Raw genomic sequence first — 20,142 nt, 5'->3', positions numbered from 1 at the left:
TTTTGCTCTTTTGTTATTTAAGGTGCTATTGTTGATGTGTTTGCCAATTCGCCAAAACAGCAATGTAAACGTACTGTTAGCTGTGAGAACAAGGTTGCTGTTTACTTTCTTCAATCAGCTTGGTTACATCAGCAAAAAGCTGCCTTTCAAATTTGGCCGATGGTTCATGACGAAGAGGTGTAACGCGTAAATACTATTGGCTAATTACTCCTCGCTTTCACCTGTGCTTGCAGCCTTGCAGCGTGTGACTTACTCTTGTCCAATTGCTCTTCCAAGTTTTTGTAATGGTAGGTTCGTGATCACAAGTCATACAGGTTAACAACCTCCAAACCCTTAATTTTCTTAAAATCCCCGACGTTGCGAGTTATTAAGGAGCGACCACGCGATAGGGCCGTGGATGCAATAATGGCATCGGGCAATTTAATCGACCTTGATTTCCTAAGCGCAATACAGGTATCGATAATATCCTTATCGATTTCAATCACGCTGGCCAATGCCATAAACTCTTCGGTTGTTTTCGGGACGCTTTTGTATCCGAGAAATTCGATATAGGTTACGAAAGACACCGTGAAATCGTTATCGATGATCTCGGCCAAAAACTGGCTACCCTTTGGAGGTAGTCGATTCATCTGGGCATCAATCAGCACATTGGTATCAATCAGATATCCCGCTGCCATTCCTCACGGCTTTTGTTCACGTAGGCATGCAGTTTCTTTCCTTCTTTTTCGCTGATGGATCCGAAAAAGTCGGACGGTTTCTTTTTGACATCCACGAGCTTTTCTTGACTGATCTCATAGGGCGTATTCAGCCGTTTGGCGAGGTATTCGAAAAGTGTAACTTCTTCCTTATTCTTGGGATGTATGGTGATAACAGCCATAATGTTTTCTCCTGTTGCTAATACGCAAATTTACAAAATATTCCTCACCTATTTGCCGCGTTTGTTTTTAAGCTGTTTGAGTAGTTACATCTTCTCAACAATTCCCTAAGAAACCCGATTTCTTTAGCCTCTCGGCTATTTGTTGTTTTTTTGTATTTTTCGAGCAAAGAATAATATTTTTCACGCCATTTGACTAGTTCTGTTTCTAACGCGGCACAGCTTGGCCATCATCTGCCATTTTCCAGCACCTTGTTATATTTTTCTAACAAGGTGTAATATTTTTCCTTCCAATAATTAATCCTTTTCTTTTTCGAGTTCCAAATAACCAGGTTTATTAGGGCTGCCAAGATTTAATCCGTTTTTTACGATCCACGTCTTAAACTCGGGAATCTCTTTTCAATTCCAAATATCCAATGGCAAGTTAATAATCCTCCTTAGCATTTGTAACATCCCATTCACTTTCTGGACGTAGTTCAATGCCATCGCATAGATATTCCATTAATTTTTCATAAGTACCATCAACCGCTAGGCCGATTAAATATACTTCTTCTATTGTAGGTTTAGATTTTATATTATTACATAGATTCCCTACACGATCTTTTGTAATGCCGGTCATCCTGCCCAACTTTGATTTGCTGACGGGTTTCTTAGCTAAATAATACCCCAAGGGTGTTAAAGTTTCCTGTTTCAAAGCCATCTGCCGATAATCGCAGCCGTAAAAATAGCTCTTGAAAAAAATAATTATCAATTCTCTTGCATTTAGTGTACTTATTAATATATTTGTTGTAATTTATACAACAAAATGAAATTCTATTTTAGATAAAAGTTTTGAAGAGCCTCAAATACCGAAACTAGCACTTTTGTATTAGCGCGAGGCGATAGATCAAAACCCATGTCTAAATGATATTGCGTATTTTTGCGCAGTCATTAGGCGTGGGTTCTATCGAATGGCGTGCAACGGTATGTGCTAGTACCGGGTATTTGACAGAGATAGGCCCCGCCTAATGTATTTTTCTCCTGTGAGGCTCGTTATCAATTAAGCGATAATGAGCGAGACACAAAAGACACAAAAAATCCCTGTCAACTTGCCAAACAGCAAGCGGCAGGGTTTTTTTTGTTTTTTCTCGCTTCCCATTCGGCCATTTTCAGCCAAAAGCCTTTACAGGAATCTCATTAAGTCACCTGTGTAACATAGCTTCATTCACATAGGAGTACTCACAATAATCTAAAACTATTAATCAATGAACAGTGAAGCAAATTTTACGTATAGGGGAATACTATGCCCTTACACACCGGTTGTCCGCTTATTGGCGCAACCAACAATCGGAAATATTCCGAAAACAAAAACGAAAAATATCCAGCCGGAGGCAACCCCGCCGCAAACTACGGGGCGGCAGGCCGTCACCGGCTACCCATAAAGAGAAACTATGTGTGCAGACCCATGCGAAGGCACCGGCCCTCCCCGGGCCGGGCCTCGCAATTGGGGTATTGGCGCTTTTGCTATTGGCGATAAATATCAGTGTATGCGCCAAGCATGAAGCGCACAAAGACACCATCACCCCCCTGCAAATCGGCGACACCATCCCCGAATCCCTGTGGCACCTGCCCTTGCAGGTAGTCAATCATCCCGAAGGGAAGGACACGATAACGCTTAGCGATTACAGGGATCAAAAGCTGCTGATACTGGAGTTCTGGGGGTTATCATGCAGCGGTTGTATCCAGTCCATCAACAAACTGGATACCATCAAGGATGCCTTCGATGACGGGCAACTGGCCCTCCTGCCCATCCATGTACTGCCCTATCCGTTTGACGAAGCCAAGATGCTGGATTACGTGGGCAGGGCGGCCGAACGTAACCGCTGGTCCGTGCCGAGCGTGGTGAAGGATACCACACTCTATGGATTGTTCTCCCGATACCTGCCCGACTGGGGCGATGTGTGGATAATGGACGGCCGCCTGCTGGCCGTGCCCACGCACGGTTACATCAGCCGTGAAACCATCGCGGCGGTGCTTGGGGGCCGCTTCGTCAATTTCCGGAACCGGAGGAATGCGCCGGCCATAGACCCCTACCGTCCGCTCCTTGCCAACGGCAACGGGGAAGGGAAGGTATTGTACCGTTCGGGGCATGGTACCGTGACGGGCTACATCCCGCACCACTATCCCATGTATCTTACGCTTGAATACCGGGCTGATTCCACATACCTCTATACATGGAACCGTACCCTGCCCGACCTGCTGTACGAAGCCTACAGCCCCGCCATCATGCAGCACCTCACTGCGCAAACCGGTATCATCTGGGCAACCACTGCCATGGAAGGCCGTCTCAACTACGAAGAGGACACAACGGTAGCGACCTTCGAGCGCGTGGCCACCCGCGAAGCGTGGAATACCGCCAACCTGTACGGCTACCAGCTGCGGGTACCGGGAAGGCTGACCGAAGAAGAGGCCCGCGGGATGATGCGGCGGGATATGGAGGCTTTTGCAGAAGCCCATCCGGGTATACGCCTTTCCGTGGAAGCCGCCGCACCGCATACCTACGCGGTATTGCGTAAACTGGGGGGCGGCCAAATGACCGGACAGGTATTGGAAACCACGGCAGACACAACGTATACCGACCATGATGCGGAAATGTACCGTTTTATCGGGTATCCCAAGGAAACGCTTATCCACAACATCAGCGGTGCTTTGCGGCAGAATCCCGGCATCAACCTTACCATTACACAGGTAGTCGATAGTACCGGCATTCCGGATAATTCCAGATGCCGTTTTGAATTCCCCAAATCATTCCGCGACGGAACCGCTGATTTGGCAGCCATCCGGAACACCTTGGAACGCCATGGCCTCTACCTGACTATCGAACGTGCAAATGTACCGGTGCTGGTCGTACGCAGTACAGACCGACGGGACACCATTCACAGTATTCATTAATCCATTAACCAAATCCCTTAACACCAACAATGAAACACATCCTTTTCCTATGGTGCGGCCTGCTGGCCGCCAACCTGTCCCATGCCCAGGGACGGCTCACCGGCACGGTATCCGACGGCACGGGCAACCCGCTGGCCGGTGCCAGCGTACGCTACCTGTCCACCGGCCGCATGGCGGCTACCGGTGCTGATGGTTCCTTCTTCCTGCCCCTGCCCTTGCGGGCCGATACGCTGCTCATCTCTTTTGTGGGCTACCTCAGCCAGCGCCTGCCCGTGGCGGCCGCCGAATCCGGCCCGCTGCAAATTGCATTGGAGGCCGACCCCAACGCGCTCGACGAAGTGGTGGTAAGCACGGGATATTACCAAATACCCAAAGAGCGGGCCACCGGCTCCTTCGAGCACGTGGACAACGCGCTCTTCAACCGCTCGGTAAGCACCAACATCCTCCAGCGGCTGGAAGGCGTGGTCCCCGGCGTGCAGTTCGTAGAGCCGCAGGCCGGTGATGCCTCGGGCATCCGCGTACGTGGCCTGAGCACCATCGAGGCCGATACCCGCCCGCTCATCGTGGTGGATAACTTTCCCTACGAGGGGGACATCAACACCATCAACCCCAACGACGTGGAGAGCATCACCGTACTGAAGGACGCCGCGGCCGCCTCCATCTGGGGGGCAAGGGCGGGCAACGGTGTCATCGTCATCAATACGAAGCAAGGTGCCTACAACCAGCCCGCGTGGATATCGGTAAACAGCAACGTAACCGTGGGCGAGCGGCCCGACCTGTTCTACAGCCAGAACTACCTGCCCTCGGCGACCGTGATGGAGATACAGCAAGAACTTTTTGAGCGCGGGACGTACAGCGAGGCAAACCAGACCTACATCCCCAGCTACGTGGAGTTGCTCATCAAGCAGCGCGACGGCCTCATCAGCGACGGGGAGTTTGCCCGGCAAGAAGCCTTTATGCAGCAGACGGACCTGCGCCGCGACGTGATGGAATACCTCTACCAGCCCCCGGTAAACCAGCAGTACAGCCTGGGCGTGCGGGGCGGGGGCGACAGCTACCACTATGCGCTGTCCGCCGGGTATGACCGCAACCGCTCGCACGTAACGGGCAATGACAGCGAACGGCTCAATCTCAGCCTGCAGAATACCTTCCGCGTACGGCCCAACCTGGAACTCACCGGCACGGTATGGTATACGCAGCAGCGGGCGGCAAATAACGGCATCACGCACGGCGACCTCGGCCTGTTCGGGACAATGGGAAACCGTTCGTTTATCTACGACGCGCTGGTGGATGCGGAGGGCAACCCCGGTATCACATTCAGCCAATACCGGCAGGCCTACCGCGAACAGGCGGAATCGCTGGGGTTGCTCGACTGGATGTACCGCCCGCTGGACGAGCAACGGATACTGGACAACACCAACGGCAGCAAAGAACTCCGCCTGAACGCCGGTGTCCGCTACAGCTTCCTACAAAGTTTCAATCTGGACGCCTCTTACCAGTATACCAATGGTGATGGATGGGGCAGGCAATACCACACGCCGGAGAGCTACTACGTACGCAACCTGGTCAACCGCTTCACGCAGGCCGACGGAAGTACGCCCATCCCGCATGGGGGTATCCTGGAACTGGGTGCACCGCCTGCCCACCAAACGCATTCCGGCCGTGCAATGCTCAACTTCGACCGGGATTTCGGCGCGGACCACCGGGTGGCGGTACTCCTTGGGGGTGAAGTACGCCAGCGGATACTGGAAACGCTCCCGGCCGCCCGCTACTATGCGTATGACCCGGCGCTGGGCACGGGCCGCGCGGACCTGGACTACCGTACTTCCTATCCGGTAAGGCCGCAGTTTACCGCGCGCATACCGCCCACGACCACCGTCGGTGTACTGGCACCCAGCCAGCTTACCGACCGCTTCCTGTCTTACTTCGGCAATGCGTCTTACACCGTTAAAAATCGCTATATACTGAGCGGAAGCGCCCGCTGGGACGGCAGCAACCTGCTGGGGGTGAAAACCAACCAGCGTGGTACAGCCCTCTGGTCCGTGGGTGGCAGCTGGGACATCACTAAAGAGCCCTTCTACCGCATGAAGTGGCTCCCCTACTTGCGCCTGCGCACGACATACGGCAGCGCAGGCAACATTGACAAAAGCCAGAGCCACTACCCGACCATCTACATCGGTACGGACCCGGCAACGGGCCTCCCCCAGTCATCCTTAGACCATCCGGGCAACCCGTCCCTGCGCTGGGAACAGGTCAATACCTTCAACGCGGGGGTAGACTGGCGGTTATCCGGCAATCGCATCAACGGCAGCGTGGAGTATTACAACAAGCATGCTAGGCACCTGCTCGGCGATAACCTGATGGATCCGACCACCGGCGTGGGCGGCAACTACAAGATGAACTATGCGGGCCTGCGCACGCAGGGATGGGACGTGACGGTGGAGAGCAGGAACCTGACGGGGGAATTTGGCTGGAGTACAATGCTATTGTTGAGCACGACCAACAACCGGATAACGTCTTACAACGCACCTTTGCCGCCATCCGCAAGTTATTATTTATCGTCACAGATACGGGAGGCAGGTGAATCTGCCGATATCGTATATAGTTTTCCCTGGCATGGATTGAGCCCGGAAAACGGGATGCCAATCATTTTTGTGGATGGGCAACCTTCCACCGACCCGGCGCAGTACGCATCATACTACCTGAATTTCCCGCCGGAAGAACTAATCCGTGCAGGCAATTCTGTGCCAACGGCGTTCGGCTCCATAAGAAATGTGTTTTCATGGAAAAATATTGAAATCGGTGCATTGTTTTCGTGGAAAGCAGGTTATGTATTCCGGCGGTCTTCAATCGGGCCGGGGCAGGAGTATTTAGCTTCCCCTTTCTACCATACGGATTACTTTGACCGCTGGCAGAATCCCGGGGATGAATCGCGGACGGATGTGCCCGCATGGGCGGAAACCGCTGCACCAAACCAGCGCTGGGGCGTATACCGGGATTCCGAAGCCCTGATCACTAACGGAGCCCATATCCGGCTGCAGGACATCAGTGCCAGCTATAGCCTTCCGAAGACGCTGCTGCCACGCATGCCCGTGAGCACATTGCGTCTATATGCCTATGCCCGCAACCTCGGCATCCTCTGGAAAGCCAACGACAATGGCATCGACCCGGATTACGTCAATGCGGACTATGTAGCGCCTAAGACATTTGCCTTGGGGCTGCAAATCGAGTTTTAAACCACAAAAAACGAATATAAGATGAAACGACTGATAAACGTATGTGTGCTGGTTTCGCTGATGGCTTGCGGTGAAACCTTTCTGGACAGGAAACCGGCATTGAACCAACGCGTGCCGGGCACGGTATCGGATTACCTGGGTTTGATGGACGCCAAAGATATGATGAATGCCAACAGCAGCCATATCCTTGGCTTTATCGGCAGTGATGAATATTACATGGCTGATGCTGAGTACGACGTATTTCCCGTGGGTGGGGACCATGACTACCAGCGGAACGCGTATACGTGGGAGCGCATGGTATACCAGGGTACTGAATTGCCGCAGGCGATTGACTGGGACCGCGGCTATTCGCGTATCCTCTGGGCCAACCTCGTGCTGGAGGGGCTTGACGGGATAACGCCCACGCAGACGGAAATGCCGGATTGGAGGCTGGCAAGGGGGATGGCCCTTTTCTTCCGGGCGCTGAACCATTTTACGCTTGCCCAGCTCTATGCACCGGTATACGGGGAAAATGCAGATGCCTTGCCCGGCATTCCGCTGCGTCGGGAAACGGATGTGAAAGAGCAGCTGTCTCGTGCCACACTGGCCGACACGTATGCTTTTATCCTTGATGACCTGGCCGCCGCCGGGGAATTGCTCCCCGACCTGCCGCTGGTACCGTACAAATACCGGCCAAGCAGGTGGGCCGTCCATGCCCTGCGGATCCGGATATACATGCAGCTGGGGGACTACAGTGAGGCCAATGCAGCCGCTGAACGGTGCCTGGCGATAAAAAGCGACCTTATTGATTTCAACACGCTCGACCTTACACAGACAAATCCGTTCCCCATTTACAGCGAAGACAATCCGGAGGTCATCCTCAATACCACACTGGACAACGGTGTAACGCTTACCAGGCTGTATTACCACCCGGACACGGTGCTGCTGGATTCGTACGAGGAGGGCGATTTGCGAAGGCAGGCGTATTTCGATGGTACGGGCGATATGTTTTCGGGCAGCTATGATGGCAGCGCGTTGTATTTTACCGGGCTCGCCACCGATGAGGTCTACCTGAACAAAGCGGAATGCGAAGCCCGGCTGGGAAACGCGGCAACAGCCGTGGACTTGCTGAATGAATTAAGAAAGCGTCGTTTCCAAACGGGAAAATACACACCGTACGGCACGGACAACCCGGCACAGGCATTGCATTTGGTACTGGAAGAGCGCCGGAAGGAACTGGTCATGCGCGGGATACGGTGGGGAGACCTGAAACGGCTGAATAAGGAGGAAGAACACGCGACGACATTGCGCCGCAGGCTGGGGGACAGGGAGTACACCTTGCCGCCGAATGATGCAAGGTATGTCTGGCCAATCCCCCCAGCGGCTGTCCAGCAGGGTGGCTACGGGCAAAACGAACGGTAAAACAAAGGCCGGTGCAGTGGATTTGCACCGGCCTTTGTTTTACCGTGGACGAACCCGGCCCCGCTTAGCTTTGATGGGCATACTGGATGCCGCCCGTCGGTGCGCTGGCACCGTTGCTCAAAGCGTCCGCCACCGTCTGGTTTTCAAAATCCGATGGGTCGGCATCTGCCGGAATGCGCAGCCGTACGGCACAGATGGTGCTTCCTCCGGGGCACGGCGTGCCGATATCCCCGTCATAGGCTGTCTGGATAACTTGCTGGCCTTGATCAGATGGATTCGTTGCTTGGCTGACATCCACCATGAACCACAAATCCTGTGTCTGCATCGCTACCTCTTCCTTCACCACCGGTTCGTCCTCAACCTTGGTGACTTCGCGCTGCGTAGTACCTGGTACATGCAGCACGGCGGCTATCAATAAGCCTGTGATTGTAGAAAAAATGTTCATCTTACGATGTATTTATAGTTGTTTGGTAAGTTTTAAGGATGGCTTACCGCATCCGTTTTTTAGCCTGTTTCGAAGGCATAATGAATCCATTTATCACCATATAGGTAATGCCTTATAAATCATTATGTTATTTTATTTTTTTCTTGTTTATTTGGCTGGTCGTTCTTACCTTTGTTTTACATTGACACTCCGTTAATAACTCCTTTTGTAATCTCCGTTTTATACCCTTAACTGGTTTGGAAGCGCGATTTGTACCATCGCGATTTTAAACTTTTTTGTAATTAACTGTAAAACAAAGAGATAAATTCCGATGCAGCGGAGCGCTAAAGACCATAATACCGATCTTTTCCGGGAACTCCGAATTCCGGGGCAGGCCATGGAGGCCTGGGGCGCTATCTATACGCTGTATTGGGATACACTGGTGCGGTACATCTCAACTAAGTTTAACACGATAGATCCGCATGCCGCGGAAGACATTGCCGAAGGTGTGCTCCTCAAACTGTGGGAGAAACGCCAGCGTGTCGCGGCGATGGATATCCCGAAATACTGGCTGTTCAAGGCGGCGAAAAATGATGCGCTGGATTTTCTCAAAACGCGGAAGCGGAAAAAGCTGCAACCGATGGAAGACCATTACCTGGAGATACCGGACGAAAGCTACGCGGATGCAGACATGGACCCGGAGGAACGGTGGGAGCGGATAAGGCAGGCCATGGCCCGCCTGCCGCCCGAGACCCGCAAGGTACTGGCGATGAGATACGGTGCCGGAATAGGCAACGGTAAAATTGCGACGGAACTGGGCAAATCACCCCAGACGGTGGGAAACCAGCTGTTGAGGGGTATCCGGAAATTACAAAAATGGCTGAATGTAAAGAAATCTACGTCAAAGACAAATGGTGAGTCAAAAAAATCCGAACGATGATAGCTAACGCAGCATACGTAAAGAGGTTGCTCAAACAGTGGGCCGAAGGCACGCTGTCCGAAGAGGGACAGACGGAATTGCATGTGGCCAGGCACTTTTACAGCGAGGAGGAATGGCTCCGGATGGAAGTGGACGCCTGCTGTGAACTGGAGGATGGACGGCCGGACAGGAGGCCCGTGGATTGGCACCCCGCATTTGAACGGGCCAAAAGGAGGGAACGGAAGAAACAGTCGAAGGCGACAACAGTTAGCAGGCTTGCCACCGCGTTGGGAGCCGCGGCCTTGCTGCTGCTCGTGGTATGGTGGGGTGGGCTGATGTCCCCAGAGCGGCCCCGCCCGATGGACCTGGGCAATAACTGCCCGGTATGGGCGAGCGACGGGGAAATACCGGGTTCGGAATTTGCCTGCACCGTATGGTGGGGCGATTCGACCAGCATCACCGTGGATCGCACCAGCCGCGGCCGCCTCGGCGTGATCCGCAACGTCGAGATCTGGCGGTATGCCGATGGTGCGCTGGCACTATTGCCCGTGGGCTACCCAAGGGAAGCAGACACCACGGAAATACCGGCTATCCGTGTGGCCACGCACCCCTACCAGCAATGCGTAGTGCGGCTACCCGGTGGCTCCGAAGTGCGGCTGAATGCCGGTTCTGTACTGGAATACCCGCTGTCGAACCTTGCCAGGGACACGACGTTCCTGCGCCTGAGCGGGCAGGCGCTGGTGCAGCTGGAGGAAAAGCGAGCAGAAAGGGGGGAGGTGAAACTGATCATCACGACCCCCAATGCCGAGCTGCAAATGGCTGGCGGGGCCTATACCGTACTGGCGGAACGTAACGAAACCCGGGCGGTACTGCTGGAAGGGAAAGCGGTTTTGTTCAGTCGTGGGGGGGTGGAACGGCAGGAGCTGCTATTTCCGGGAGATGTCGTGACGATGGAACAATGCTGTATAGCACCAGACAGCACCATCACCACAAAAGTGGATGTATCCTGCATAGCTGAAAAGGAAGCGCTGGCCTGGACCCGCATGAAAAGAACCTACCGGAACACGCCGGTACGGGAATTTGTAGCCGATATGAGCCGCTGGTACGGATTTAAGGTTGAAAACATGAATTGTGTGCCCGAGGGGCCACGCATCACGGCCACGGTATGTTACCGGGCTCCGGTCGCGGAGGTCTATGCCCAGCTGTATGCTGCGGATGTTTTCATGGTGGAGAAAGATGGGATGGTGAGCTTCTGCGGGCCTCCGGTGGATCCGCTGCAGCCCTCGCTGCCCGTACCGATGCCGGATGAGCATGGGTTGCTGGCCTTGAGGACGGGGGAAAACCATATTTCGTTTTAGGATATTTTTGGTGCTGATTAAGCTGCCCTGAAAACCCTCCGAAGTCACTTTTTAAACCCTCCGAAGCGAGTCCAGAAGCCGACTTCGGAGACTTTCCGGACGCTCCGAAGTCCATTTTCGAAGTGACCAAGGGTCGTTTTTGGGCTTTTTTCAACAAAAAAACCGCCCCGGAACCTATCGGGGCGGCTGGGTAAGCCGGTTTTGTGGAACCGGGTCTACCGGGTTTTCTCAAAAGTTAAACCGTCAATCACGGCCTTGACATGCTTGCCGGGGTAAAACAGCAGGCGCTTGCGGAAGATGTTCGCTGCGGTCACCTCCTCCTCGGTCTCGCTGCCTGCGCTGTTGCTGCCCAGGCGGAATGCGCCGAGGTTGCCCAGGCGGACGATATACCCGTGCGCGATATTGCGCGGGATTTCGCGCACCAGGCTCTGCAGGACGGCGTAGACGTCCGACTCGGTGAGCGATGAGGAATACGAGATGTCCGCCGCCAGGTTTTCGAGCGTAATCTCGCCGGCATGGATAGGCCGTGCATAAAACTTCTTCGGTGCTTCCGGATCCCCCGGTTTGCCGATTTCCAGAATGTTGTACTTAATTGCCATTGTTTAAAAAATTAAAACGTTAAAAAAATAAATAACAAGACAAAGTTCCATAGGATAGCAAGAAGTACTGTCGGAATTGGCGGGTTTGGCGGAATTGACGGAATTGGCGGGTTTGTCGGGTTAATGGATAAAAAAACCGCGGTGGCCAATCGCCGCCGCGGCTATCCCTGAAAATCTATCGCTGCCCCGGCAAACCCTTTGCCGGCTGCTTGGGTCAGGATCGGTGCATGAAACGGGAAATTTCCACTACTGGAATGCCCAGATACTCCGAGGCCTGATAAACCGTCACATGCTGGTGTTTATCCAGCCCAAACACATCCCTGATCTTGTTGAGGAGCCGCTGGCAGGTGCGTTCGCTCTGGCCAGTGATCCGCTGCAAGTCGGCGGGATAGACAGCTAATCTTGGTAATGATATTTCCATATCTGCCAAATAGCATACGCAAATTTACAAAATGCGTAAAGTTTAAGAAAATATTTGCCTGGCTTTCTGTCTTTTAACAGCTATTTTTATGAATTTCATAATTTGCTTCGCATCACGATTTTTATATTTTCAACGCGGGTAGAACGAGGATTATGAAAATGGCAAACGAAAATCCTTATGTTTGCCTACATTCATCGCCCAGCGGGTATGTTGAGAGAGTTAATTGCCATCACAGTTGCCATCGCCTTCCTGTTTCTTGGTGTGGTACATGCGCAGGAAATCCAACGCATCGGATCGCCATTGGTGCAGCAGTATACCAAATCGGAATACAAAGCGGGAAACCAGAACTGGGCTGTCGCCACGGGAAAAAACGGGATCATGTACGTGGCCAATGCCGATGGGCTGCTGGTCTTTGACGGGCAATACTGGACCGTACATCACCTGCCCAACAAAAGCACGATAAGGAGCGTGGCCGTAGATAGCGCGGGCAGGATATATACGGGAGGATTGGCCGAATTTGGATTCTGGGAAGACTCCGGATATGGGCAGATGCAGTATCATTCGGTAAGTGGGCTTTTGGGCAGTGAAAATCAGCTGAGGGATGAAATATGGAAAATTGTCATTGATGGCGATCGGGTGTTCTTCCAGTCGTTTTCTACCTTGTATCGCTACGAAAATAACGACCTCCGTGCCATCAAGGGGAGGGGCGAGCCGTTTCTTTTCTTACATCACGTGCGCGGGCGCACTTTTATCGAACTCATTCCGTCGGGCCTCCACGAGCTCCAGGGTGATACGTTGGTCCCGGTAAGGGGCAAAGACGTATTGGGCGGGGCAAATATCCTGACCATGCTGCCTTTCGGGGAGGATGAGGTGCTTATCGGCACGGCCAAATCGGGATTGTTCCGGATGGATAGCGCATCCACCATCCGCAAATGGCATAATGCAGCGGATGGCCTGTTGCAGACCGCGCAACTGAATAACGGCCTGCGCGTGCTGGGGCATTATTATGCATTTGGCACCATACTCCAGGGGGTGGTGATTGTCAATGAAGCGGGACACATCGTACAGCATCTCCACAAGGGAAACGGCCTGCAAAACAACACGGTGCTGGGGATTCACACCGACCAGCAGCAAAATATCTGGGTAGGTCTTGATAATGGCATCGATCGGATTGAAATCAATGCGCCAATCTACTATTACGCGGATAAGAGCGGAAGTATTGGTACGGTATATACCGCCCGGATATTTGACGGCAACATCTACCTGGGTACCAACCAAGGCTTGTTTTACAGCCGGTGGCCCGCCGGGGAAAGCTACGCGCCGTTTGCCTTTACCTTGGTGGGGGGGTCGCAGGGCCAGGTATGGGATCTGACCGAGGTGGACGGTGAGCTGCTCTGCGGCCACAACGATGGCACCTACAAAGTACTGGGCAACAAACTGGTGCCGCTGTCATCCGTGACCGGCGGCTGGAGCCTACGGCAATTGCCGAATCGGAGCGACCGGATGTTGCAGGGCACGTACACCGGGCTGGCGGTATTCAGCAAGGCCGCATCGGGCTGGCAGTTTTCACACCGCATCAGCGGATACAGTGACCCTTCACAGTTTATCGAACCGGTATCGGCGACCAAAGTATGGGCGAGTGGCTACCAGGGACTGCGGTTGCTTACCCTCGATGATGAGCTCACGCGCGTGCAGCAGGTTCAGGTATATGATTCGGCAAGCGGCCTTCCTCGTAGTACTTTCACCAATGTGTTTGGGTTGGCCGGTAGCCCGGTGTTTGCCACCGATAGCGGATTTTACCGGTATGATGACATCACCGATAGATTTTATGCCTATGACCAGCTGAATGAACAGTTGGGTTCATTCGCTTCTTCAAATAAAGTCATTCATGCTGATTCCAATCGGTATTGGTTTATCAACCACGCCCATATCGCATTGGTGCATTTCGGCCAGAAAGGGCTGGTTCAGGTAGACTCTATGCAATTCGCCACCCTCAATGGCCGCATGATGAATTTCTATGAGAATATCAATCGTGTCAAAGACCAGGTGTACCTGATTAGCCTTGACGATGGTTTTGCAATCTACCAGGCCGTTGATTCGGTGGCAGCCAAACCCCACTTGCCGCTGCCGCTTATTCGCACAGTAAGCAACATTACCGACAGCCTTTCAAGCCGCCGGTATACCGCTGGCGCTGCACCCGAAATCCCCTATCGGCACAATAATATCCGGATAAGCTACGCGCTGCCCTGGTATAGCGCGATCCCGCTGCGGTACCAATTTTACCTGGAAGGTTATTCGCGTACTTGGTCTGAATGGAACGAAGCCGCCCAAAAAGAATTTACCAACCTACGGCAGGGCAACTATGTGTTCAAGGTGAGGGCCATGGCTCCGGATGGCACCCGATCGGGGATTGCCGAATTCAGGTTTACCATTTTGCCTCCCTGGTACTTATCCTGGATAGCGTTGGTGGTGTATGCCGTGTTATTTGTACTGCTCCTGGTGGCCGGGCGAGACTGGTATCGCCGCAAAATCCAGAAACACCGCGAGCTGATACAGGCTAATATGGACAGAAAGCAACGGGAAGCACTGGCCAAAGAAACGGAGGAAAATGAACAGCGGCTCATGAAACTCAAAAATGAACAGCTGGAGCGCGAACTGGCCGGCAAGAACCGCGAATTGGCCAATACGGCGATGAGCATCGTCTACAAAAACGAACTGCTCAATAATGTGCATGATGAGCTGCTGCAACTCCGGGATGGAGAAGGACGCAAATTGTCCAACGACCAGTTGCGCAAAATCAATAAAATCATTGAAGACGCACGCAGCGATGAACGGGATTGGAATGTCTTCGAGGAGAGTTTCAATGAAGCACACGAGAATTTTTTCAAGAAACTCAAAACGGATCATCCGGAATTGGTACCCAATGATTTGAAATTATGTGCCTATCTGCGGATGAACATGAGCAGTAAAGAGATCGCATCGTTACTCAACATCACTACACGCGGCGTGGAAATCCGGCGGTACCGGCTGCGGAAAAAACTCAATATACCTCACGAGAAAAACCTTACGGAGTTTTTGCTGGAACTTTAAATGCCGAATAGCCTACCTTCTTCTACTACATCATTACCTCTCATATCCTATAGTGTAAATTTTACACACTTTAATTTCGAGTGAGCAAGTCAATAAAGTTGTTAATTAGCTGATTGTTAATTTTTTGTTGTGATTTTGTTGCCTGCATGAGAAATTATTTTTTCGGTGATGTAGGGATGTGTAAGTTGTTTTTTTGCTGCGCTGCGTCCTACATCAGACTTTTGCAAAACAATGCCGCTCGCTTAGCTGTATTGTAAAAACCAATTGAGCCCAAAATGCGGCTCAGAAACACACTATATTAAAAACATTAAGTAACCAATTTAATTGAGTAACAACATGAGGAATTTATTTACATGCTGCTTATTGTTGCTGTATCTATTGCCCGCTATCGCGCACGGGCAACAGAGCAGGGTAAGTGGGAAAGTGACGGATGTACTGACGTCAGGGGGAATACCTGGTGTAACCGTCCTGGTAAAAGGAACATCGACAGCTACCCAAACCGATGGGATAGGCAATTACACCATCGAGGCTGCCGCTACGGACACCCTTGTCTTTCGATCGCTGGGTTTTGCCACACAGGAAGTGGCTATAGCCGCCCGCACGGTGGTGGATGTGGTACTGGAAGATGAAGGAACCGAGTTGGATGAGGTAGTGGTCATCGGGTATGGTACCGCACAAAAACGGGATTTGACCGGGTCGATTGCGCAGGTCAAGGGAACTGAAATCGTGGATAGACCAGGAACCAATCCTGTGTCAAATTTGCAAGGTAAAGTATCGGGTCTGCAAGTCACTAATTCGGGTCGGCCTGGACAGGAGCCAGATATCCGGATACGGGGTACAAATTCCATCAACGGTGCAAAACCGCTTTATGTGGTAGATGGATTGCTCAATGACAACATTAACTTTTTGAACCCGGCAGATATTGAAAGCATTGAAGTGCTCAAAGATCCTTCTTCGCTGGCTATCTTTGGTGTCCGGGGCGCAAATGGTGTGATCGCCGTTACGACAAAACGGGCTAGATCCGGACAATTAAATTTTGAATTTAGTTCGCGTGTAGGTTTCAAGGATGTGTCGCACCGGATGCAATTGACAGATGCCGCAGCGTTCAAAACATTGTATGACGAACAATTGGCAAACCAAGGTGCAAATCCTTTCAATTATTCCAATTGGCAGGCCAATACCGATTGGCAAGATGAAATCTTTCAACGGGGGATAATCAATTATAATAATTTGAGTGTTAGTGGTGCTACGGAACGAAATAGTTTCCGGATGGGACTCGGGACGATGCACGAAGAGGGCGTAATCAATCATGAGCGTCACAATCAAATTACCCTCAATATCAGTGATGAGTTGAAAATAACCGACAATTTCCGCACGGGTATTGTTTTTAATGGTTACCGGTCGGAGCTGCCGCAAGAACGCGAGGTATTTGGAGCCATCTTGGCGGCTCCCATTGCTCCTGTATTCAATGACGAGTATGGATTGTATCATACGATGCCTAATTTCCAACGGGCTCAGGTAGGCAATCCCCTGCTGGATATTGAAGAACGTAAGAATACGTACATTGGACGGAATTACCGCGGAGTGGGCAATATTTATGCGGAGGTTGATTTCTTGAAACATTTTACGTTCCGGGGTAATTTTTCAGCCGACTATGGATTCAACCAATTCCGGAGCTATGACGGATTGGTTTCCGTATATAATCCCGAACTACCCGGCGACAACAAGGAGGAGCGTGTGGGCAACCTCCTTACTGCTGTAAACCAAAGCCAAAACATCTATTATAAGTATCAGACAGATTGGTTGTTGACCTATAAAAACAGCTTTGATTTGCATAACATCACTGCTACTGCTGGTTTTACGACCTATAAACAAGGTATGGAAGAGGTGAGCGCCCGGAGAACGCAAGGCGAAGGGTTGCCGATACCGAATGATCCGGACTACTGGTATGTCGGCATCGGTGATGCAAACACGCAAACGAATGGTAGCGATGCTTCTGAATATCGCACACTTTCCTATTTGGGACGGGTACTTTATAATTATGATGGCAGGTATTTAGTCAACGCCTCGTACCGGTTGGATGGAAGTTCTGCTTTTGCGTTGGGCAATCCATGGCAATCTTTTTATGCGGTAGGTGGTGCTTGGGTGATGTCTGAAGAAAGCTTTATGGAAAACCAGTCGTTTATTGATTTCTTAAAAATCAGGGGTTCGTGGGGAAGTTTGGGTAACCAGAATGTCGGAGGCAATCTATATCCGATGTACCCCCAACTGGCTACGGGCAATTCGGCTGTATTCGGTGATCGGCTAATCCCCTCGTATAATCCTTCATACATCCCTGATCCCAATCTGCACTGGGAAGTCGTAAAGTCATGGGAGACTGGATTTGAACTGACAGCCCTTGATAGCCGACTGCGTGTTGAAGCGGTCTATTACAGCAAGAATACCGATGGCGTATTGGTCAGTGTACCGGGTATTTTTGGTAGCCTACCTGGATTGAGCAATTTGGGGAATATCAAAAATAAGGGTTTGGAGCTTTCAACAAGCTGGAACCAACAATTGGGCGACGACTGGACAGTAAATGTTGGAGGCAATATCACGACAGTTGACAACAAGGTCATCTCGCTTTCAACCGATGGCTATGACATCATCAATGGCCCATCACGTACGGTTGCTGGTCAGCCGATAGGTTATTTCTGGGGATTGATTCATGATGGTATCTTCCAAACACAGGAAGAAATTCGCTTGGCACCGACCAATGGCTTGGGAGCTGGCGATTTTATGCCAGGTGACATCCGTTTCAAGGACGTGAATGGAGATGGCGTCATTGATGCCAACGACAGGACGCTTATTGGGAATCCAACTCCTGACTTTTACTATGGCATCTCTTTGGGTACTACTTTCAAGAATTTTGATTTGGGCCTTGAATTTCAAGGGGTGTACGGCAATGAAATATTCAGGACCTGGAATCAAAACCAGTATGCGACATTCAATTTTCTGGAGGATAGGCTCGGACGCTGGAACGGTGTAGGGACAAGCAATTGGGAACCCATTGCACATGAAGGGCGTGCTAACAATCGCCAATATTCGTCTTATTTCATTGAAGATGGAAGCTTCTTCAGGCTACGGGACGTGACTTTAGGCTATCGGTTCAACCAAGACTTGCTGACCCGCATAAAATTGAAAGGACTGCGGGTATACCTCAATGCACAAAACGTATTCACATTATCGAACAATACCGGATTTACACCGGAGATAGGTGGAAGCACAACGTCATTCGGGGTAGACGCGGGAACGTATCCGGTGCCAGCGGTATATACGTTTGGCATCAATCTTAATTTTTAATAGACATTTCATGATGATCATTATGAAAACAAAATTGAATACTAGGCCATCGATGGTTCTATGGGCATCGTTGGTATTAACGCTACTTATTTCCAGTTGTTCGGAAAGCTGGTTGGATATCAAACCGAAAGGCAGGTTTACCGAAGATGATCTCCCTGCCGGTTCGTTGGAAGGGCAAATCTTTGCAGCCTATTCGGGTTTGCAGAGCGAAGCCACAAGTGGGCTCCCTTATGTGGCTGTCCATAATATTCGTTCTGATGATGCCAATTTAGGGAGTAATGCCGGTGACTTTGCTTCCAATGGACCTATTTATGATAATTTTAACTATGCGCTTTCCCATTGGTTGATGGATAGCTATTGGACCGGTCATTATGCACTCATCAATTTGACGAACAATGTAATTACCGCGGCAGATTCCATTGCTAATCCTGACGCAGCGACGTTGGCAAATCTTGGAGAAGCCAAGTTCATGCGCGCATGGGCTTATTTCAACTTGGTACGTGCATTTGGAGAGGTTCCTATCATCGACTTTAGAATTACGGATCAAGCTTCGGCAATCCGCCCCAAATCGACCATTGCTGAAGTTTATCAGCTGATAGACGCCGACTTGACAGAGGCTGTAAGTGTGCTGCCGCTATCTTGGGACGATCCGCTACCCGGAAGGATTACGCAGGGTACAGCCCTTGCGCTGCAAACCAAGACATTCATGGCAAGAAACATGTTTAGCCAGGCGCTGGCATCTGCACAAGCAGTGATGGCTACGGGCTTGTATGATCTGAGTGTTCCTTACAACATGATATTCAGGGAAGAGAGTGAAAATAGCAGGGAATCCATCTTTGAAATACAGGCTTTGTATAATCAAAACCAAACGACGTATGGTATCACATATGCTAGCCGGCAAGGTGTCAGAGGTTCGGGCGATTGGGATTTGGGCTGGGGTTGGAATGTTCCTAATGAGCGATTGCTCGGCGCATTTGAAGAAGGGGATCCGCGAAAAGACGCAACCGTCTTATATTCAGGTCAGGTAAATGCGCCCTATAACGAGTTTGTGCCAGCTGGGTTGGATCAAGATTATTGGAATAAAAAGGTTTACACCAATCCGGCATTACGCAGGCAATATGGCAATCGCCAAGGTGCATGGTTTAATTTCCGCGTCATCCGTTATGCGGATATCGTATTGCTCGCTGCCGAAGCCGCAAATGAAATTGGCGGGGATGCAAATGTTGATTTAGCGCTTGGATACCTGGAGCAAGTACGAGCGCGGGCGCGGGGCGGAAACACTTCTATCCTTCCGGAAGTAACTACTCGCGATCAGGAAGCGCTCCGCCAGGCCATCCGGCACGAACGCCAAGTGGAACTGGGCATGGAAAATGAACGGTTCTTCGATCTGGTGCGTTGGGGCATTGACGTAGAAACCATGCATGACGCTGGCAAGACCAGCTATCAAATCCGCAATCGGTTCTTACCGATTCCACAACCGGAAATCGACCGTTCGGGCGGGGTGTTGATTCAAAATCCAGATTATTAATCGTTAGCCATTTATCAAA

Annotated in this window: 14 protein-coding genes; 8 read left to right on the top strand and 6 right to left on the bottom strand. The window is 51.3% G+C overall.

Going from position 1 to position 20,142, the window contains the following annotated elements; translation table 11 throughout:
- Nucleotides 1-299: 299 nt before the first annotated feature.
- The 3 genes from BMW65_RS03950 to BMW65_RS03940 all read right to left on the bottom strand — a co-directional run bounded on the left by BMW65_RS03950 (nt 300) and on the right by BMW65_RS03940 (nt 1,574).
- Nucleotides 300-677, bottom strand: coding sequence for a type II toxin-antitoxin system VapC family toxin (locus BMW65_RS03950; protein ID WP_090602891.1), 378 nt, complete (start codon nt 675-677; stop codon nt 300-302).
- Nucleotides 659-877 (bottom strand): hypothetical protein, encoded by a 219-nt coding sequence (locus tag BMW65_RS03945; protein ID WP_090602889.1) that lies wholly within the window; start codon nt 875-877, stop codon nt 659-661. The genes BMW65_RS03950 and BMW65_RS03945 overlap by 19 nt, the downstream gene beginning before the upstream one ends.
- A 421-nt stretch (nt 878-1,298) precedes the next feature.
- The gene (locus tag BMW65_RS03940; RefSeq protein WP_090602888.1) at nt 1,299-1,574 is read right to left on the bottom strand and encodes a hypothetical protein; all 276 of its coding nucleotides are present in this window, start codon (nt 1,572-1,574) and stop codon (nt 1,299-1,301) included.
- Nucleotides 1,575-2,125: 551 nt separating this feature from the next.
- Between BMW65_RS03940 and BMW65_RS03935 the strand changes: the two genes are divergently transcribed.
- The 3 genes from BMW65_RS03935 to BMW65_RS03925 are packed head-to-tail and all read left to right on the top strand — an operon-like array spanning nt 2,126 to nt 8,442.
- Nucleotides 2,126-3,805 (top strand): peroxiredoxin family protein, encoded by a 1,680-nt coding sequence (locus tag BMW65_RS03935; RefSeq protein WP_143053785.1) that lies wholly within the window; start codon nt 2,126-2,128, stop codon nt 3,803-3,805.
- A 29-nt stretch (nt 3,806-3,834) separates the two neighbouring features.
- Entirely contained in the window at nt 3,835-7,041 is a 3,207-nt protein-coding gene (locus BMW65_RS03930; protein WP_090602885.1) for a SusC/RagA family TonB-linked outer membrane protein, read from the top strand.
- 21 nt (nt 7,042-7,062) lie between these two features.
- Entirely contained in the window at nt 7,063-8,442 is a 1,380-nt protein-coding gene (locus BMW65_RS03925) for a RagB/SusD family nutrient uptake outer membrane protein (protein WP_090602884.1), read from the top strand.
- Between the two features lie 64 nt (nt 8,443-8,506).
- On the opposite strand, the gene BMW65_RS03920 is transcribed toward BMW65_RS03925, so the two are convergent.
- Nucleotides 8,507-8,887, bottom strand: a complete 381-nt coding sequence (locus BMW65_RS03920) for a hypothetical protein (protein ID WP_090602883.1) — start codon at nt 8,885-8,887, stop codon at nt 8,507-8,509.
- Between the two features lie 310 nt (nt 8,888-9,197).
- On the opposite strand from BMW65_RS03920, the gene BMW65_RS03915 reads away from it, so the two are divergent.
- Both BMW65_RS03915 and BMW65_RS03910 read left to right on the top strand, forming a co-directional pair.
- Nucleotides 9,198-9,806, top strand: a complete 609-nt coding sequence (locus BMW65_RS03915; RefSeq protein ID WP_090602881.1) for an RNA polymerase sigma factor — start codon at nt 9,198-9,200, stop codon at nt 9,804-9,806.
- The gene (locus BMW65_RS03910) at nt 9,803-11,143 is read left to right on the top strand and encodes a FecR family protein (RefSeq protein WP_090602879.1); all 1,341 of its coding nucleotides are present in this window, start codon (nt 9,803-9,805) and stop codon (nt 11,141-11,143) included. Before BMW65_RS03915 ends, BMW65_RS03910 begins: the two co-directional genes overlap by 4 nt.
- Nucleotides 11,144-11,358: 215 nt before the next feature.
- On the opposite strand, the gene BMW65_RS03905 is transcribed toward BMW65_RS03910, so the two are convergent.
- The gene (locus BMW65_RS03905; RefSeq protein WP_090602877.1) at nt 11,359-11,742 is read right to left on the bottom strand and encodes an HU family DNA-binding protein; all 384 of its coding nucleotides are present in this window, start codon (nt 11,740-11,742) and stop codon (nt 11,359-11,361) included.
- A 214-nt stretch (nt 11,743-11,956) separates the two neighbouring features.
- Nucleotides 11,957-12,163, bottom strand: a complete 207-nt coding sequence (locus BMW65_RS03900; protein ID WP_090602876.1) for a hypothetical protein — start codon at nt 12,161-12,163, stop codon at nt 11,957-11,959.
- A 177-nt stretch (nt 12,164-12,340) separates the two neighbouring features.
- Here BMW65_RS03900 and BMW65_RS03895 point away from each other — a divergent pair, with 177 nt between their 5' ends.
- From BMW65_RS03895 to BMW65_RS03885, 3 genes are all read left to right on the top strand, one after another.
- A complete protein-coding gene (locus BMW65_RS03895; RefSeq protein WP_245747488.1) occupies nt 12,341-15,253 on the top strand; it encodes a triple tyrosine motif-containing protein in 2,913 nt (970 codons plus the stop codon).
- A gap of 336 nt (nt 15,254-15,589) precedes the next feature.
- Entirely contained in the window at nt 15,590-18,595 is a 3,006-nt protein-coding gene (locus BMW65_RS03890; protein WP_090602872.1) for a SusC/RagA family TonB-linked outer membrane protein, read from the top strand.
- A gap of 22 nt (nt 18,596-18,617) precedes the next feature.
- Entirely contained in the window at nt 18,618-20,123 is a 1,506-nt protein-coding gene (locus BMW65_RS03885; protein WP_245747487.1) for a RagB/SusD family nutrient uptake outer membrane protein, read from the top strand.
- The last annotated feature ends 19 nt before the right edge of the window (nt 20,124-20,142 follow it).

Origin of the sequence: Parapedobacter koreensis, assembly GCF_900109365.1 — a bacterium.
GTDB classification, from domain to species: domain Bacteria; phylum Bacteroidota; class Bacteroidia; order Sphingobacteriales; family Sphingobacteriaceae; genus Parapedobacter; species Parapedobacter koreensis.
The sequence above is the reverse complement of the archived record's forward strand: the minus strand, read 5'-3'. Positions and strand labels throughout refer to the sequence as shown.

Bases quoted from the DNA above. Each gene is read 5' to 3' on its own strand.
- BMW65_RS03915 (WP_090602881.1), top strand. From the start codon at position 9,198: ATGCAGCGGAGCGCTAAAGACCATAATACCGATCTTTTCCGGGAACTC.
- BMW65_RS03940 (WP_090602888.1), bottom strand. From the start codon at position 1,574: ATGGCTTTGAAACAGGAAACTTTAACACCCTTGGGGTATTATTTAGCT.
- BMW65_RS03925 (WP_090602884.1), top strand. From the start codon at position 7,063: ATGAAACGACTGATAAACGTATGTGTGCTGGTTTCGCTGATGGCTTGC.
- BMW65_RS03920 (WP_090602883.1), bottom strand. From the start codon at position 8,887: ATGAACATTTTTTCTACAATCACAGGCTTATTGATAGCCGCCGTGCTG.
- BMW65_RS03950 (WP_090602891.1), bottom strand. From the start codon at position 677: ATGGCAGCGGGATATCTGATTGATACCAATGTGCTGATTGATGCCCAG.
- BMW65_RS03910 (WP_090602879.1), top strand. From the start codon at position 9,803: ATGATAGCTAACGCAGCATACGTAAAGAGGTTGCTCAAACAGTGGGCC.
- BMW65_RS03905 (WP_090602877.1), bottom strand. From the start codon at position 11,742: ATGGCAATTAAGTACAACATTCTGGAAATCGGCAAACCGGGGGATCCG.
- BMW65_RS03890 (WP_090602872.1), top strand. From the start codon at position 15,590: ATGAGGAATTTATTTACATGCTGCTTATTGTTGCTGTATCTATTGCCC.
- BMW65_RS03900 (WP_090602876.1), bottom strand. From the start codon at position 12,163: ATGGAAATATCATTACCAAGATTAGCTGTCTATCCCGCCGACTTGCAG.
- BMW65_RS03885 (WP_245747487.1), top strand. From the start codon at position 18,618: ATGAAAACAAAATTGAATACTAGGCCATCGATGGTTCTATGGGCATCG.
- BMW65_RS03930 (WP_090602885.1), top strand. From the start codon at position 3,835: ATGAAACACATCCTTTTCCTATGGTGCGGCCTGCTGGCCGCCAACCTG.
- BMW65_RS03895 (WP_245747488.1), top strand. From the start codon at position 12,341: ATGTTTGCCTACATTCATCGCCCAGCGGGTATGTTGAGAGAGTTAATT.
- BMW65_RS03945 (WP_090602889.1), bottom strand. From the start codon at position 877: ATGGCTGTTATCACCATACATCCCAAGAATAAGGAAGAAGTTACACTT.